The 16,525-nt window shown below is 49.6% G+C and carries 21 protein-coding genes; 1 reads left to right on the forward strand and 20 read right to left on the reverse strand.

Annotation, left to right across the window (positions count from 1 at the left end; genetic code table 11):
- Positions 1–270: transposase (locus tag KSZ58_RS13025; RefSeq protein WP_217752778.1), on the reverse strand; the 270-nt coding region annotated here is incomplete at its 3' end.
- A 148-nt stretch (positions 271–418) separates the two neighbouring features.
- Between KSZ58_RS13025 and KSZ58_RS13030 the strand changes: the two genes are divergently transcribed.
- The gene (locus tag KSZ58_RS13030) at positions 419–742 is read left to right on the forward strand and encodes a hypothetical protein (protein WP_044947913.1); all 324 of its coding nucleotides are present in this window, start codon (positions 419–421) and stop codon (positions 740–742) included.
- 120 nt (positions 743–862) lie between these two features.
- Here KSZ58_RS13030 and KSZ58_RS13035 read toward each other — a convergent pair whose 3' ends face one another.
- The 19 genes from KSZ58_RS13035 to KSZ58_RS13125 form a co-directional block, all read right to left on the reverse strand.
- On the reverse strand, positions 863–1,621 hold the full coding sequence (locus tag KSZ58_RS13035; protein ID WP_008817857.1) for an inositol monophosphatase family protein: 759 nt from the start codon (positions 1,619–1,621) through the stop codon (positions 863–865).
- The gene (locus KSZ58_RS13040) at positions 1,606–2,427 is read right to left on the reverse strand and encodes a PHP domain-containing protein (RefSeq protein WP_008817858.1); all 822 of its coding nucleotides are present in this window, start codon (positions 2,425–2,427) and stop codon (positions 1,606–1,608) included. Before KSZ58_RS13040 ends, KSZ58_RS13035 begins: the two co-directional genes overlap by 16 nt.
- Positions 2,424–3,125 carry a phosphonate C-P lyase system protein PhnL gene (locus tag KSZ58_RS13045; RefSeq protein WP_002609724.1) on the reverse strand — a complete coding sequence of 234 codons (702 nt, stop codon included), beginning with the start codon at positions 3,123–3,125 and terminating at the stop codon, positions 2,424–2,426. The genes KSZ58_RS13040 and KSZ58_RS13045 overlap by 4 nt, the downstream gene beginning before the upstream one ends.
- A gap of 5 nt (positions 3,126–3,130) precedes the next feature.
- Positions 3,131–3,739, reverse strand: a complete 609-nt coding sequence (locus KSZ58_RS13050) for a chloramphenicol acetyltransferase (RefSeq protein ID WP_009588595.1) — start codon at positions 3,737–3,739, stop codon at positions 3,131–3,133.
- A 2-nt stretch (positions 3,740–3,741) separates the two neighbouring features.
- Positions 3,742–4,911, reverse strand: a complete 1,170-nt coding sequence (gene phnM / locus KSZ58_RS13055) for a phosphonate metabolism protein PhnM (protein WP_008817860.1) — start codon at positions 4,909–4,911, stop codon at positions 3,742–3,744.
- A 10-nt stretch (positions 4,912–4,921) separates the two neighbouring features.
- Positions 4,922–5,764, reverse strand: coding sequence for an ATP-binding cassette domain-containing protein (locus KSZ58_RS13060; protein ID WP_008728556.1), 843 nt, complete (start codon positions 5,762–5,764; stop codon positions 4,922–4,924).
- Complete coding sequence (locus tag KSZ58_RS13065) at positions 5,764–6,615, reverse strand: alpha-D-ribose 1-methylphosphonate 5-phosphate C-P-lyase PhnJ (protein ID WP_008817861.1); 852 nt, start codon at positions 6,613–6,615, stop codon at positions 5,764–5,766. The genes KSZ58_RS13060 and KSZ58_RS13065 overlap by 1 nt, the downstream gene beginning before the upstream one ends.
- On the reverse strand, positions 6,596–7,708 hold the full coding sequence (locus tag KSZ58_RS13070) for a carbon-phosphorus lyase complex subunit PhnI (protein ID WP_008817862.1): 1,113 nt from the start codon (positions 7,706–7,708) through the stop codon (positions 6,596–6,598). The genes KSZ58_RS13065 and KSZ58_RS13070 overlap by 20 nt, the downstream gene beginning before the upstream one ends.
- A gap of 4 nt (positions 7,709–7,712) precedes the next feature.
- Positions 7,713–8,291, reverse strand: coding sequence for a phosphonate C-P lyase system protein PhnH (gene phnH / locus KSZ58_RS13075; RefSeq protein WP_009270829.1), 579 nt, complete (start codon positions 8,289–8,291; stop codon positions 7,713–7,715).
- Between the two features lie 10 nt (positions 8,292–8,301).
- Positions 8,302–8,724 carry a phosphonate C-P lyase system protein PhnG gene (gene phnG, locus KSZ58_RS13080; RefSeq protein WP_009270830.1) on the reverse strand — a complete coding sequence of 141 codons (423 nt, stop codon included), beginning with the start codon at positions 8,722–8,724 and terminating at the stop codon, positions 8,302–8,304.
- A gap of 199 nt (positions 8,725–8,923) precedes the next feature.
- Positions 8,924–9,673: an AAA family ATPase gene (locus tag KSZ58_RS13085; protein ID WP_009270831.1), complete on the reverse strand. Its 750-nt coding sequence runs from the start codon at positions 9,671–9,673 to the stop codon at positions 8,924–8,926.
- A 284-nt stretch (positions 9,674–9,957) separates the two neighbouring features.
- On the reverse strand, positions 9,958–10,641 hold the full coding sequence (locus KSZ58_RS13090) for a 1-acyl-sn-glycerol-3-phosphate acyltransferase (RefSeq protein WP_008817866.1): 684 nt from the start codon (positions 10,639–10,641) through the stop codon (positions 9,958–9,960).
- A 6-nt stretch (positions 10,642–10,647) separates the two neighbouring features.
- Positions 10,648–10,986, reverse strand: a complete 339-nt coding sequence (acpS, locus tag KSZ58_RS13095) for a holo-ACP synthase (protein ID WP_008817867.1) — start codon at positions 10,984–10,986, stop codon at positions 10,648–10,650.
- Positions 10,987–11,091: 105 nt separating this feature from the next.
- Positions 11,092–11,526 (reverse strand): 3-hydroxyacyl-ACP dehydratase FabZ, encoded by a 435-nt coding sequence (fabZ, locus tag KSZ58_RS13100; protein WP_002609699.1) that lies wholly within the window; start codon positions 11,524–11,526, stop codon positions 11,092–11,094.
- Positions 11,527–11,528: 2 nt separating this feature from the next.
- The gene (gene fabF / locus KSZ58_RS13105) at positions 11,529–12,767 is read right to left on the reverse strand and encodes a beta-ketoacyl-ACP synthase II (protein WP_008817868.1); all 1,239 of its coding nucleotides are present in this window, start codon (positions 12,765–12,767) and stop codon (positions 11,529–11,531) included.
- Positions 12,768–13,499 (reverse strand): 3-oxoacyl-[acyl-carrier-protein] reductase, encoded by a 732-nt coding sequence (fabG, locus tag KSZ58_RS13110; RefSeq protein WP_008817869.1) that lies wholly within the window; start codon positions 13,497–13,499, stop codon positions 12,768–12,770.
- Positions 13,500–13,503: 4 nt separating this feature from the next.
- Positions 13,504–14,454, reverse strand: a complete 951-nt coding sequence (fabD, locus tag KSZ58_RS13115) for an ACP S-malonyltransferase (RefSeq protein ID WP_009270832.1) — start codon at positions 14,452–14,454, stop codon at positions 13,504–13,506.
- A gap of 72 nt (positions 14,455–14,526) precedes the next feature.
- Positions 14,527–15,582 (reverse strand): nitronate monooxygenase family protein, encoded by a 1,056-nt coding sequence (locus tag KSZ58_RS13120; RefSeq protein WP_008817871.1) that lies wholly within the window; start codon positions 15,580–15,582, stop codon positions 14,527–14,529.
- Positions 15,575–16,525 carry a nitronate monooxygenase gene (locus KSZ58_RS13125; RefSeq protein WP_008817872.1) on the reverse strand — a complete coding sequence of 317 codons (951 nt, stop codon included), beginning with the start codon at positions 16,523–16,525 and terminating at the stop codon, positions 15,575–15,577. Before KSZ58_RS13125 ends, KSZ58_RS13120 begins: the two co-directional genes overlap by 8 nt.

Here is a 16,525-nt window from a genome sequence, read left to right on the forward strand (position 1 = left end):
ACGATCACGTGGTACGTTTACATCTACTTCACCTAATTGTGTTTTCATTGTGCGTTTCACAGTGCCATTGCGATAGTTTTTCTTCCCTTCACAAGATGTTCTTTCAGCGCGATCATAGCCTAAATGCTGATCCATTTCAGCCTGTAAGGTCTGTTCTAAAACATCTGCAAACATGCCTTTCATGCACTCCATAATGTCCTGTGTTGATGTAAACTTTTGTTCATTCACAAGGTCCTTGATCTGCTTTGTCGAAATAAAAGATGTGTTCATAGTATTTTTCCTCCTGTAAGTATGTTTCGTATCTACATTCTTACCCGCTTTTTACTATTTACACATCTTTTGCTATATTCCCGGCAGAAATACGCATTTTTATATACCATTTTTCTATAAAACAATGTAATTTAAGATAATACGTTCTATGTATCCATTTGATATTGAAATCATCTATGGTATATTCAACGCTATATCTGACACAATCATAAGAAAACAGGAAGTATCGTTCACTTCTTGTTTTTTATATACGCTGAAGCAATCTGCTATTTCCGGCTTTGTTGAGAAAGGTTTAAAGGCTGGCGATCAAACCAAACGCTTATCGTATAGTTCACCGGCTGATTCAAGGTATGCCTGCATAACAGATTCCCTGGGCTATATCATAAATCACGCTTTTTCTCTATTGTGTGCTTCCGTAAAAAAAAGCAGGAAGAAAAACAGCCTGCTTACTATAAACTTGAATGTTACATGAAGAATAGCATTTATAAAAAAGAAAATCCGCAAAACTCGATTCTGATCAATTGTCTGATACAGATTTTTTCTTTTCTTATTCTATGCTGAATCAATATCACCGGCCTTTTTCTAATACATATTACAAATATTCCTTTTCCACCATGGTGATCAGTGATCTTCGGTTTGCGAACATTGCAAATGTGCCTGTGGTTGTAAAGAAGGTATTCTGAATGCTGTAGGCTCCCTGCACCTCCTCCAGTATGATTGCCGCAGCCGCATAGTCCCAGCATTTCACATGGGCAGACAGATACAGATCACTCAATCCTTGTGCAATCTGTACGATACTCAGGGATGCACAGCCCAGATAGCGATGGGCACGGAATTCATCCTGCATGGTTAACGGATCACTACCATAGGTTCTTTTTATATAACCCAGAACGTGCAGGCCGGCATCCAGAATACACTCCCTCGCTTCTTTTTTGCGCAGCTGTGCCATCCTCTCCCCGTTTTTCCATGCGCCTTTGCCATGAACTCCCAGGAACAGCTCATCCCGCATGACATCATATACGATGCCGAAGACGGGCTGCTGCTTATGATAATAGGCCAGCGATATTGCGAAATCCCGGTGCCGGCTTACAAAATTCGTTGTTCCGTCGATCGGATCCAAAATCCATAGATGATCTCCGCGTTCCCTGACACTTTCCTCTCCCAGAAAGCTGTGTGTTGGAAATTTTACTTTAAGTGCATAGCGAATCTGTTCCTCTATGCTGCGGTCGTATTCCGTTACCAGATCCTGAAAATCCGTTTTATATTCCGGTGTCACTTCGGATACGCGGCGCAGCTGTGCCCCGCAATCTCTTACCAGCTCTATCGCAAATTCTATTACATCCTGCTGCATACACTCACATCCTCATCCTTCATAAAGGGGTTCACCTGCCCAAGCACCGGTTCCTCGCCATAGCGTCCATGGGTATCGCTGCCCCCTGTTTCTATCAGCTTATACCTTTTTGCGATGGCATGCAAGTCATCCACCTGCTTTTGTCCGTGTGAGCTGTGCCAGGTTTCAATACCATCCAGTCCGATCCGGACATATTCGGGGATCGATCCTGTGACGCGTGAGGTATAGGGATGTGCAAGCACGGCGATTCCCTGATCCTTATGAATGGCCCGTATCGCCGCTTCTACTGAAACAAAGGAGGCAGGACATACACAGATTCCGTTGTTTTTGAACAGCTTTCGATAGACATCGGAATATATGGTATCACTGTAGCCGTGTCGTATCATAACGTCCATGATGTGCTGCTTGTAGATAGCTGTGGATTGCTGTGCCATGCATTCCACTTCCTTCAGGCTAATCTGATAGCCGTGATCAATCAGCTGCTGCACCTGCCATAGGGAAATCGCTCTTCTCTGACGCAGGATCGCTTCACACAGGGCATCCACATGCGGGGTGTCTTCTCCGAAGCCATAGCCGAGAATATGCACCTGCCGTTGTGCAACCTCATCAAAGGCACTGATCTCGATCCCCTTGATGAGCGTACAGGGCAGCATATCGTACGGGATGTGCCGGTATGCCGCAAAGGTATCATGATCCGTTATGGATATCATCTGCATCCGGCTTTCTTTAGCAAGGCTGAGAATCTGTGCCACCGTCAGTGAAGAGTCACTGCAAACGCTGTGTATGTGAAGATCGATACGGTTCATGCCATCATTCCCTTTTGCATATTGTACTCCCGATCACACAGCCCCTCCATGAATTCCAGATCATGAAAGATACCGAGCATGGTCGTTCCCTCCAGCTTCAGCTGCTCAATCAGATCACGGACCTTCTGCTTGCTGGTATGATCCAGACTGGCGGTCGGCTCATCCAGCAGCAGTAAACGCGGCTTCTTTACCATGGCAGCCGCAATGTTCAACCGCAGCTTTTCTCCTCCGGAAAAGGTATTGGGATACATATCCCAAAGGGCCGGCTCCAGCTCGAAATGCTCCAGCATATGCTGTGCCCTGCGACGGGCGGTATCTTCATCCGCCCCCATTTCCAAAACCGCCTGTTCAATAATCTGCCGTGCAGTCGTTCGCGGCATAATGCGCAGAAACTGGGAAACATAGCCGATTTCCTGTTTGCGTAGATAAATCATCTGCCGCTCACTTGCCTGACAGAGATCTAGCATCCCGAATTTTTCACTGTCATACAATATCCTTCCCTTCTGCGGCAGATTGGTTCGGTAAATCCCCTTTAAGATCGTCGATTTCCCACTGCCGCTCTTCCCTGTGATTCCGATAAATTCCCCCTTCGCAAGATGCAGACTGATTCCCCTGCAGGCATGGATTTCACGCCTGCTGACATGCATGGTAAAGCTTTTTTCCAGATTCTCGATAACCAGTAAATCCTGTTGCTGCATATGGTTCACCCTTTCCTGTATTTACGGATAAATATGTCAATGTCCAATGAAAAATCATCAATTCGGCTGCGGAATACTGCATCCTCCCAGTTCCACCAGGCGATATCCAAAAGGGCGGCAATCTGCTCGCAGTCAAAGCGAAAACGAAGAATTTTTGCGGGGACCCCTGCAACGATTGCATAGGGTGGAACATCGTGTGTCACAATGGCACCACTGCCAATTACAGCTCCATCACCGACCTTCACGCCTGCCTCGATCAAGGCGCCATGCCCGATCCATACATCATGTCCGATTTCTGTCAGCTTGCTTCTGCGCTGCTCGAAAAAGGCTTCATCATCCGTATCCCGGACACCGTACATTCTGCGCCGGTAGGTGATATGATGAGTCGTAGGGCGTTGCAGGGGATGCTGGGTTGCTCCGATGCGGACATTTCTTGCGATATCCACAAAGCTGTGAATGATCGTGTTTTGTATCATCGCATACGGCTCGCAATAGGAATACCTGCCAAAGGAGCTGTTTTCAATGACACTGTGTGCGCCTACCTTATTATATATAGAAAAGCTTACCTGGTTAAGCTCTACATCCTGTTCGATGGTCACTTCTCTGCTCAGCATGGCTATACCCGGTAATGGTTCTGTGCGATGCACATACCGTCCACAAATACCTCGGTGATTGCCGGCAGCTCGTTGGGCAGGATACGGATAATCAGCAGGTCGGCCTTTTTACCTTTTTCAATGGAACCGTAGTCCCGATCAATGCCGGTAGCCCGTGCAGGGTGTATGGTCACCTTATTCACCATCTCCTCCAGACGCTGGCCCTTCTTAGTCATCTGAAATACCGCATGCAGAAGGCTTGCCGGATAATAATCACTGCATAAGATATCCGCTGCATCCTGTGCGATAGCGTCTGCCGCATTCATATTGCCGGAATGACTGCCGCCCAGCAGAATATTCGGTGCGCCGACAACCGTGTACATACCGCGTTTCTTTGCTTCCCTGGCTACCTCCAGCGTGATTGGAAATTCCGATATGGTTGCCCCGAACTTCTGCACCACATCCAGCTTTTCAATCGTATCATCATCATGCGAGGCGATCGAGATGTCCTGCGCCTTTGCCAGTCTGGCAGCCGTTTGCATATTCTCCAGTGTCAGCTTGTCGCTGTTCATGCGGCGCGCCACCTCTTCCGCAACCTCCTCCTCACTCATGCTTCGGGCATTGCGGACATAGCTTTTGTATACCTCAATGTTGCGGTACTGCCCCTGTCCCGGTGTATGATCCATGAAGGAAATGAGGTGAACACGCTTTTGACGCAGATAGTCCAGCATCAGTGGAAACTGCTTCTGATTGTCGATTTCAAAGCGCATGTGAAAGCGGTGATGAATCAGATGCAGCTGCGTGTGGCTTTTTTCTATGATATCCGCCAGCTGCCTGACGAGCTCGGGACGTCGCATGGGGGAAGCTCCAACTCCCTCCCAGATACTGACGGAGTGAAACATGGTGGTGATGCCATGGGTACAGCATTCCTTTTCGAATTCATATACAGCCAGCTCCATATCCATGATGCTGCTGGGGCGCGGTGCCGCCATGGCCTCGATATGATCCGAATGCATATCGATGAAGCCCGGTGTGATGTATCCCCCATAGGCGTTGTACACCTCATCAATGCGCATAGAGGCAAGCTTTGCTTGTGGAACGATATCATAGATACGCTCCTGTTCAATCAGCAGAGCGTGATCCTTTAATATACCATGCTCCTGTACGATGTTTCCATTTATGATTGCAATCATGATGTTCTCCTTATAATAATGAATATACAAGCTGCTGGGTATAAGGGTGCTGCGGATCCTCCATGACCTGATCGGTCAGTCCCTGTTCAATGATTTCCCCATCCAGCATAACAATCGTTCGATCCGCCAGCATGCGAATCACCCCCAGATCATGCGATACCACAAGCATGGATACCCCCAGCTCCCGCTGTATTTTCTTAATCAGGTCTAATACATTTGCCTGCACTGATAGATCCAGTCCGGTTGTGACCTCGTCCAGCAGAAGAATCGGCGGATTGTTGCTGAGAGCCTTGGCAATCTGAACACGCTGCTGCATGCCGCCGGAAAATTTCCTCGGCTCCTCCTTCATGCGGTGCACCGGAATTTTCACAGCGTTTAGCAGCTCCTCACCGCGTTCACTCATAGCCTTTACATTGCGCTTTCCTGCCGCGATCAGCTTTTCAGCGATGTTTCCCATGCTGGAAAAATTCATTTTCAATCCGAGATAGGGATTTTGATATACCATGCCGAGTACGTGATTGCGGATATAGCGCTGCTGCTGGGCAGTCAGCTCAAAGATGTTGGCAGCTCCGTTTTTATAGGTACGGATTGTACAGCTGCCCCCTGTCACCTCCTGATCAAAGTACAGGCACTGCATCATGGTGGACTTGCCGCTGCCGCTTTCTCCCACCACGCCAAGAATCTCCCCGTCATATACATCAAAGCTGATATCCCGGCAGGCATATACGGTTCCGCATTTCGGGCAATAGTTTCCCTGCAGCTTTACCGAATGGCTGCGGCAATGGGGACAGCCCTCACCAAAGCGTTTGTTGAGATGTGATACACGCATCAGCGGTACATCGTTGTAGTCCATTATGCTTCCCTTCCTTTCGCATTCAGGCGTTCCAGACACTGGCTGGTATCATTGCACTGATAGCTGACCCTGCCATTTGTTTCATCGATGATTTCATCCAGATAGACATGAGATGCCCCGCACAGCCGGCAGCATTTCCCCTGAAAATCCTCGGTCTCGAAGGGATGATCATCAAAGTCCAGCGATACGACCTTCGTATAGGGTGGAATCGCATAGATTTTCTTTTCCCGTCCGGCTCCCAGAAGAATCAGCGCCTCGCTTCTCATCATTTTCGGATTGTCAAAGCGGGGGATGGGAGAGGGAGCTGTCACATAGCGGTCGTTTACGAGTACCGGATGATCGGCCCCCATGGTTACTCTTCCATATTTCATAATCTGTTCAAAAAGCAGCAGCCAGGCCCCGGTATATTCCTTTTCGGCATGCAGTCGTCTGGTTGCACGCTCGCTTGGCTCGTATTCCCGCAGCGGTTCCGGTGTCGGTACCTGTAAAATCAGAATCTGGTCTTTTTTTAGAGGTACCTCCGGTATACGGTGACGCGACTGTATGAGGGTGGCAAGAGCCGTATGCGTGGTCAGCTCTACTCCCGTGGTGGCCCTGATCAGATTTTTGATACTGATGGCATTGACGCTTTCATCACTGCCCTGATCAATCACCTTAACAATATCCCTTGGACCGACCAGCGAAAGACTCAGCTGAAGCCCGCCGGTTCCCCAGCCTCTGGCGATCGGCAGCTCCCGGGACGCAAAGGGCACCTGATATCCGGGTATACAGATGGCCTTCAGTGAGGCTCTGCGGATTTCCCGCTTGCTGCCTTCATCGAAGAAGGCAAAATTATATTTCTTTTTCATCATCGGCCTGTTCCTTCTTTGTTTTTCTCATGCTGTTTAATTTCGATTGAAATGTGACATAGTGGGGAAGCTTTAAGTGCGATATAAAGCCGGTTGCCTCCACCGCATCAATATGGTAGAGCACAAATTCCTCGTCATTGACCGCAAAGCCTTTATCCTCGCTTTCCAGACATGTATCCAGAATACTCATGGCGATTGCCTTGGTTTCGTTCTGCCCCATGGTGATGCCATAGCCAACCTTAAATTCCAGCTCCTTTTCCCCATTTGGATCGGTTATGGTAACCGGGATCAGACTCTCTACCTCTGTCACCTTGATTTCTCCGATATAATAGGAATCCTCCTCACGCTCTGGCTGCAGGGGATCCGGAACACTGATTGGCAGCTGCCCCACACGCAGCTCCCCCACTGTCGGATGCACAACACCATAGCCGCGCAGGGAAGCATAGCCCAGTGCGGTTACCGCCTGCGTCATCCCTCTGCTTAGAATCTGCAGACGCTCACTGCGCTGCGTGGGAAAGCTGAGCATCTGCTTTGTGGCATCCTTCGGAGCACGGTTATCATTTTCCACCGGTGGCAGCAGCCCTTCCCTGCGCAGATAGTCGCTGACCCTTGGAAGGCGCAGATCTGTTTTCTCTTTGGTGCATTCCTCACTCAGAAACGCCTCCACATACTGCTTCAGCTCCTCCTCACGCTCCTGCAACAGATCAAAGTCAAGCAGGCGGTGTACGTAATCATAGCTCGTACCCAGAAGCTGTCCCTGCGGGATATCCTTAAAGGCTGCGGATATTCTGCGTTCGACCTCCATTTCCCGACTGTCAATAATATGGGAGTAGTACCTGCGCGGCAGTGTGGAGCGATAGCTTCGCAGCAGAAATACCGCCTCCTCCATACTGCCCTCTCCCTGCTTGATTGCCAGTGCGGCGAGGGAGGGGGCGTACAGACTGCCTTCACTCATCACCTGATCCACCAAAAGCCGCATGCCCTGTTCAATCTGGTCAACGCCGGCACCGGCGCCCTTTTTGACACGTTCATATTTTAATCGGCGCAGGCTTTCCTCAATTGCCTGTTCGCCGCCCTTTACCGCTACATATGCCATTGTCCTATCCCCTTTCCACCTGTGTTGTTCTCGGCAGCGCCATACAGTTCGCATCCGCATCGATCAAAAGCATATCGAAGCCCAGAGGAAATTCCTCATTCACAAGAGCGCGGACCTCCACCCAGTCACTGTTTAGCGGGGAAGCAATCGTATGTGCGTGCGGTATGCCGGGACCTCGTAATATCAGCTCGTCTCCCTCCTGCAGAGAATCACATTCCACAAGTAGCGTCGCTCCCAGATGCGGATCCTCCAGCGTGCCTGTCTGAACCTTCTGCATGATTTCACACAGTCTGTCCCTATGCTTCCCTGTCACAATGACATGTGCTGCGGTTTCCAGCGAACAGCTTTGACAGTAGGTCAGTCTGGCGATGCTGTCTGTCAGCTGTTCCTCCTCCACAGCATGAAAGCTGGTATCCGCATCCAGCAGCATATACAGCAGTACACCGGTAGCAGCCCGGCATGGCAGCTCAGCCTCCAACCTGTCCGCCTCCTGCTTCAGACTTACTATTTCACCGGGATAGGCGAAGGCATGAACTACCTGACGGTAGGCATGCTGTATATCAAATACCATATCAAAGTTCATGTTGTTCTCCTTACACATCCATCGTTTCAAAGTTCACGCGTGTTTTCAATATACCTGCCACATGTCGTGCATGTGCAGCATCCTGCTTCTGTTTCTCCTGAGTCAGAGCCTTTTCCAGCTGATCCACACCGTCAAGCGCTGCATTGCAGGCAGCGTCGATCACTGCCAGAGCATAGGATTTCTCCAGCTCATTTCCCTGTATCAGTCCAATGCCGATTGTATCCCTGCACTTTACTCTGGTTTCGCTGACCAGCACCTCTCCCAGATAAAAGAGGGAATGCTGTGCGCTTTCTCTCATACGAAGCATTGTCAAAGCATTTTTCGGTTCCTCAATGACATGAAACTGCGTCTGCTGTTCAAAATATTGCGCCCACTGTGTGAGGAATTCATTTGAACAGTGTACCAGAATCCGGGTTCTTTCTTTACGTTTCATAAGCTCCTCCTTGTTACGAGTATAGCTTACCTTGTAGCCAAGAGAGGTTTGTTAAGCGGTTGTAAACATTGTGTATGGAAATGATGAAAAAGGTGTAAAAAAAGACATTTTGACCGTGGCATATCGATCAAAATGTCAATTGGTAGAAACAGAGGAAGCAGGCCCTGCTTATGGGAGGCAGCTCCTGCCGCTTTTCACTTCATTCCTCCAGCAGATAGCTAAGATAGCGTTCGGGCTGTTCAAGAAATCTTCTTGTCAGCTGGTAGTGCTCGGTATCCTTATAAGAAACCTCCTGAATGCCTGCTTCTGAGAATTCCAGAAGCTTTGCATAGGGATAGGCCATAAGCATGGGAGAATGGGTGGCTATGAGAAACTGAGAGTTCTGTTGAACCAGTTCATGCACCTCTGCAATCAGCGTGAGAATGCGGGAGGGAGACAGCGCCGCCTCCGGCTCATCGAGCAGATACAGCCCATTGCCGCCAAAACGATTGTGAATCAGAGAGAGGAAGCTTTCCCCGTGAGACTGCCGGTGCAGGGATACTCCGCCATAGCTGTCGATGATATGGCGGGAACGATCCGGATATTGATCAAGCTCGTCGATATTGGAGGCGAGATTGTAAAAGCTCTCTGCGCGTAAGAAATAACCGTCTTTTGGATAGTCGCCTCTCCCCAGCTGAATATGTTCATATAAAGAAGAGTGGGAATCCTGTGTTGAAAAGTTGAAATTTCTGGTGCCTCCTTCCGGGTTAAAGCCGTAGGAGACAGCGATTGCTTCCAAAAGAGTGGATTTTCCAGTACCGTTTTCTCCGACAAAGAAGGTGACCGGTGCATCAAAGGACAGCTGACCCATACTGCTCAGACAGCGAACGGCCGGCAAACTTGCAAGATAGGAGTCCGCAGCAGGCGGTGTTGCCATTTTAACATTACTGATATATCTGTTTTTTATCATGTGTGCTCCTCCTGAGAATCCGGTGGTTATAAACCGCATATCGTATGGTAATTCTGCATGCATACCTTTGTATTTATCATAACATATATTTCAGCATTGCACATTTTTCTCATAAAAACATATCAATAAAAACACATTTTTCTAAAAAATAGAATGATCTATCTCGGATATTGATGCATATCTAAACAATGCTTGTCACGCTTTATTTTGTGGATTTAAAATGTCACTTCCAATAGGATTATAGAAGAAAAATAACGGCCGCATGAATCAGCCGTTATCTCTCTTTATGCTTCATCCAGTACCCGCTGCATTTCCTCCTGCAGTTGTACAGTTACACCCTCCGCCTTTAAAGGCTTGTAATCTTCATAATACAGCGGCTTTAGGATATGAATATGAAACGTTCCCTTGTGCTTCATCACATCCATATAGTCGTAGGAATTTTTTAATACAATAGGAACAATGCAAGCCTTTGCCATAAACGCCGGCTGCATGGAGCCAGCCTGCATGGGATGCATTACACCGCCCTTGCTTCTGGTTCCCTCCGGGAAAATCAGCAGATTATCCTTCGCCTTGAGCCGTCTTGCGGCCTCCCGCAGCATATGAATGGCACTGCCGCGATCCTCTCTGTCAAATAGTATGACCTCCAGTGTCTTTGACCACGCAGCCACATACGGCACCTTTTCATTTTCCTTTTTGGAGATAAAGGTAAACGGCAGATCAAGGACAGCCATCTGTAGCAGCATATCGAATTCGCTCTGGTGATTGCATACAAACAAAATCGGTTGATCCTTGGGCAGCTGTTCCTGAAATTGTACATCCAGTGTCACACGATAATGCGACAACAGCCTTTCCGACCATTTCTTCATACATGCATACCGCTGTGCAAACGGTTTTTTCCGTACAAGGACAGCATCGATCCAGCTTCTTGGAATGAGCCAGAGAAGATACAGACTTCGCAATATATACATAAACACCTACTCCTTCATCGCCGCTGCATAGGCAATGGCATATTCTTTTTCATGAGATATGGATACCTCTACCTGAAGACCTGCGATATAGCATGTGGGAGCACCAGCGGCATCCGCAAGAATTTCAACAGCGGAAAGGACATAGGATTTCTCCTTATGCACCGCTTTGATAACCGCCTCCTTAGCCGCAAAGCGTCCTGCCAGCCATTCCGCACGGCGTTCTTTTGGAATGCGGTCAAACAGCTTTCGCTCCTGTTCACTCAGCACACGCAGAAACGATTCCTTTTCCATAGCACGTTTTATTCTTGCGATTTCCACAATATCACAGCCTACTCCAAGCAGCATAGCCCTACCTCTTTTCCTTATTATATACGGGCGGAAAGCGATATATTTCCACCCGTTGTGCGCAGCAGTTGTTGAGCTGGAAAGGCGTGCTGCGCACACGGTTCTTTATTTTTTCGGATCTTCCACCGCAAACATCATTTCCGCAGTCAGTGCAACCTCACCATCCACGCTGGCAACGGCATTCACGAAGGCGATACCCATACGTTCTCTGGTAACCTCTGCCTCCAGCTTCAACACATCCCCGGGAATCACCTGACGCTTGAAGCGCGCCTTGTTGATACCGGCAAACAATCCGATTTTCCCTTTGTTTTCTTCCTTGCTCAGCAGCATAACTGCCACGGTCTGCGCCAGCGCCTCCAGCTGCAGGACACCCGGCATAATTGCCTTCTGCGGAAAATGTCCGAGAAACTGCATCTCATTGGCACTGATGCATTTGATTCCCACAACCTTGTTTCCCTCGATGCTCTCAATGCGGTCCACCAGCAGAAACGGATAGCGGTGCGGTATGATTTTCTGAATATCATCACTGTTATAGATCATGCTTACTTCTCCCATCTGCGAATAAGGATGCTCGCATTATGTCCGCCGAAGCCCAGAGAATTGGACATGGCGATACGGATATCCGCCTGCTTCCCCTCATTGACCACAAGGTTCAGATCACAGGCAGGATCCGCATGACGATAGTTGATCGTTGCCGGCACAAAGCCGTTCTTCACTGCCAGTGTCGAAATGATCGCTTCCAGTGCCCCGCTGGCACCAAGCAGGTGTCCGGACATGGATTTCGTACTGGATACATACGGCTTCATCGCTGCAGCGCCAAACGCCTTTTTCACAGCCAGCGTTTCACTGGCATCATTGAGCGGCGTGCTGGTTCCATGCGCATTGATATAATCAACATCCGCAGCTGTAATAGCTCCATCCTCGATTGCCATGGTCATGGCACGGGCCGCCTGTGCTCCATCCGCAAGCGGTGCCGTAATATGATTGGCATCACAGGTGCTGCCATACCCGATGACCTCCCCATAGATTTCCGCATTTCTGGCAAGCGCATGCTTCAGCTCCTCCAGAATCAACACACCGGCTCCCTCTCCCATAACGAAGCCCTTGCGTTCCGCGTCGAAGGGAATAGAAGCACGATTGGGATCCTCTCCCTCATGCAGTGCCCGCATACTCGCAAATCCTGCCATTGCCACCGGTGTTACTGCCGCTTCACTTCCCCCCGCAGCCATCACATCCTCATAGCCGTCACGAATGCGGTGGAAGGCTTCTCCAATGGCGTTGGTTGCCGCCGCACAGGCAGTCACCACACTGGATACATTGCCGTGTGCATCCATATCAATGGCAGCACTTCCCGCTGCCAGATTGATCAGGGACATGGGAATGAAATACGGAGAGATACGGCTTGGTCCACGGCTTTCAATCGTCTGGGACGCGCCCTCAATTGTGGAAATACCACCGATTCCCGAACCGATGATCACTCCGAAGCGATCGCGGTTGAATTCCGTATCCTGCAGACCGCTGTTTTCATATGCCTGCTTTGCGGCTATTCGTGTAAATTGTGTAAAGCGGTCATTGAATTTCAGATCACGCTTTGTGAAATACTGCTCCATATCCAGATTTCTGACTTCACCGGCCAGCTTGGCACGGAAGTCACCCGCATCAAAATGCGTAATCCTATCAATACCGCAGCGGGAGTGCTGAACACTGTCCCAGACCTGCTCCACATCATTTCCAATCGGGGATACAACGCCCATCCCTGTTATGACAACTCTTCTCTTCATTTACATCACCATCCCGCCGTCTACGGCAATAACCTGCCCTGTGATATAGGTACTGTCCTCACTGCACAGAAACTTCACCACGTTGGCAACATCCTGAACTGCTCCGAATTTTTTCATCGGTATGGAGGCAAGCGCACTTTCCTTAACACTGTCTGCCAGCTTGTCCGTCATCGCAGTAGCGATAAAGCCCGGTGCAACGGCATTCACACGGATACCTCTTGACGCAAGCTCCTTAGCACAGCTTTTCGTCAATGCAATCACGCCGCCCTTACTCGCTGCATAATTGGCCTGCCCCATGTTTCCGCATAATCCGACAACACTTGCCATATTGACAATTGCTCCGGATTTCTGTTTCATCATGATCCTTGCGACATGACGGATACAGTTGTAGGTTCCCTTCAGATTGACGCGGATAACATCATCAAAATCCGCATCGCTCATACGCAGCAGCAGATTATCCTTTGTAATACCGGCATTGTTTACCACGACATCCAGATGCCCATATTCCTTTACGATTTCCTCCAGCATGGCCTTTACCTGCTCTCCATTGGAGATATCGCACTGTATCATTTTGTGATGACCTTCAGGATCACACTGTGCCAGAACCGCACGGGCTCCCTCTTCACTGTGTGCATAATTGATGATCACGTTGTATTCCTTTGACAGGGTAATCGCAATGGCTTCCCCGATTCCGCGGGATGCCCCGCTGATAAATGCAGTTTTTCTTTCCATAGCCTTATCCTTTCATATAATCCAGCGTTTCCGCAAGACTTGCCGCATCTTCCACATGCAGTATGTTCACATCCATGCCCTTTGCACATTTCTTTACAAAGCCGCTGACCGCCTTGCCGGGACCTACCTCGATAAAGGTATCGACACCGTCTGCCAGCATATTCCTTATGGTATCCTCCAGCAGTACGCTGTGTGAAATCTGTTCACTTAACAAATCGATGAGTGGACGGTCCGCAATACGCGCGGTAAGATTATGCAATACCGGGATGCGCGGTGTCTTCAGCTCATAAGCGGACAGCACCTGATGCAGCTGTTTTCCGGCCTCCTGCAATAAGGAGGAATGAAAGGCACCGGAAACCTGTAAGGGGATCACTCTTCGTGCGCCTGCCTCCAGACATTTTTTTCCACATGCCTCAACCGCTGCTTTTTCACCTGTGATGACGATCTGTCCCGGACAGTTGTAATTGGCGATTTCACATACACCGATTTCCTGTACCGCTTCACAGGCGTTCAAAATCGCTTCTTTATCCAGCATCAATACCGCAGCCATCGCACTCGTTCCTGATGGAAGTGCATTGGCCATCAGCTTTCCGCGTTCCCGCAAAATTTCTGCGCCTGCCTGTACTGAAAAGCAGTCCGCATAGCACAGAGCACTGTATTCTCCTAGACTCAGTCCGGCAGTCACATCTGCATGTATGCCGTTTTCTTGTAATACAGCCGCTGCCGCCATTGCGTGGGCAAAAATTGCCACCTGTGCATATTGTGTATCATCCAGCTGCTCCTTTGGTCCTTCAAAGCAAAGCGTTTTCACATCAAAATCCGTTGCTATGCTGTCGAAGACCGCCTTTGCACTGTCGTAGTTTTCATATAAATCCTTTCCCATGCCGGGATACTGTGCTCCCTGACCGGAAAACAGAAATGCTGTTTTCATGCCTGACTCCATTTCCCCGCGCATCCTGCGCAGTTCCTACTTATTGTAACTGATACTTTACGTTTTTAAGCTCCTGCATTTACGTAAGCTGATACATTATGCACACAGCTCCGCCATGAGATCATGCACACTCACGATGTCCGTAACACGCCATGCATTGGCTCCTGCGAATACCAGACCGTTTTCCACATCGCCCTCTACCGAATGCACGAGTGCATCACTGATACAATACGGTGTGGAGGCAGGAACACACGGCTTCATGCAGCCGATGCAGTGCTTTGGGGCAATTCTGCCCTTTAACGCATTGCGCATGAACGCTGTCATCACAGCACGGCCCGGAAGTCCTGCCGGACTCGCCACCAGCGTAATATCCTCTTTCCTGGCGTTTACGATTTTCTGCTTGAATGCCAGATCCGCATCGCATTCCGTCGTTGCGATAAAACGGGTTGCCATCTGGACACCGCTTGCACCGATATTCAGCAATGCCGCAATATCCTCACGGGTATACACACCACCCGCCGCAAATACCGGAATGCTTGTCTGGTATAGTTCCTCATATGCCTGTATTTCCTGCAGTACCTCACAGACCAGCTCGGAAAGCTCCTTCACTTTGCCGGACAGCAGCTCTTCCTTCTTAAAGCCCAGATGTCCGCCCGCCAGACTTCCCTCCACAACGATGAAATCCGGACAGCGATGATAATGACGATCCCAGCTTTTCAAAATCAGACGCGCGGCACGACCACTGGATACAATCGGTGCCAGAGCCACCTGATCGCTGCCTTCCACAGACGGCAAATTCATCGGCATACCTGCACCGGAAATGATAACATCCACGCCTGCCCCAATGGCAGCCTTCACATAGTCCTCATAATGATGGGATGCGACCATCACATTGACACCCAAAAGACCTCTGCCCCCGCTGATTGCTCTGGCTTTGGCTGCTTCCTCATATACTGCTTCAATGTTGCAGGCAAGGGGGTCCTTCCAGAAATTTTCTTTGCGATATCCCGGATGTGCCGCAGAAATCACACCCATGCCGCCTTCCTTCATGACAGCACCGGCAAGATTTCCCAGCGAAACACCAACTCCCATGCCGCCCTGAATAATCGGCTTTTCCAGATACTTTGAACCAATGGGAATGCGTTTACTCATAGCACAGTTCCTTTACCGCCTGCTGCAGCGTTACCGCCTCTTCTTCACTTTCGTGAATCAAAGAGTCGAGAATTTCCTGTAACGGACGGATATCCTTACACATACCGGCAACCTGCCCCATCATAACAGAGCCATGACTCATATCACCTTCATGAACGGCTCTTCGCAGACCGCCCAGTGTCAGCTTTTCCATTTCTTCCTTATCAGCTCCGCTTTGTTCCAGCTTCAGATATTGCAGTGCCATCTGATTTTTCAGAATACGAACCGGTGTTCCCGTACTTCTGCCGGTGACAACAGAATCCATATCCTTCGCCTTCATAACAGCCCTTTTATAATTTTCATGGATCGGACATTCCTCTGCAAGCAGCAGACAGGTACCGACCTGCACACCTACAGCGCCCAGACACAGTGCTGCATTCAGCTGCCGGCCGCTTGCGATTCCTCCGGCTGCCAGAACCGGAATGGACACAGCATCCACAACCTGCGGTACCAGTGACATGGTCGTTGTTTCTCCCACATGACCGCCGGATTCTCCACCCTCGGCAATGACGGCATCCACTCCGGACTTTTCCAGGCGGCGTGCCAGTGCCACACTTGCCACAACCGGAATCACCTTACAGCCGCTTTCCTTTAAAGCCGGAATATACGGTCCCGGATTGCCGGCACCTGTGGTAACCACCGCAACCTGCTCCTCGCAGATCACCTGCATGATGGCCTGCGTATGCGGATTCATCAGCATGACATTGACGCCGAACGGCTTATCCGTTAACTGCTTACAGGTACGGATTGCCTCCCGTGTCTGGTGCTCATCCATGGCGCCAGTTGCGATAATGCCAAGTGCGCCGCAGTTGGATACGGCTGCCGCAAATTCCGGCGTCGCGATATTTGCCATCGCTCCCTGGAAAATCGGATATTTGATTCCTAACAATTCATTTATTAACAT

This window comes from Erysipelatoclostridium sp. DFI.2.3, from assembly GCF_019132535.1.
Taxonomy (GTDB): domain Bacteria; phylum Bacillota_I; class Bacilli_A; order Erysipelotrichales; family Erysipelotrichaceae; genus Clostridium_AQ; species Clostridium_AQ innocuum.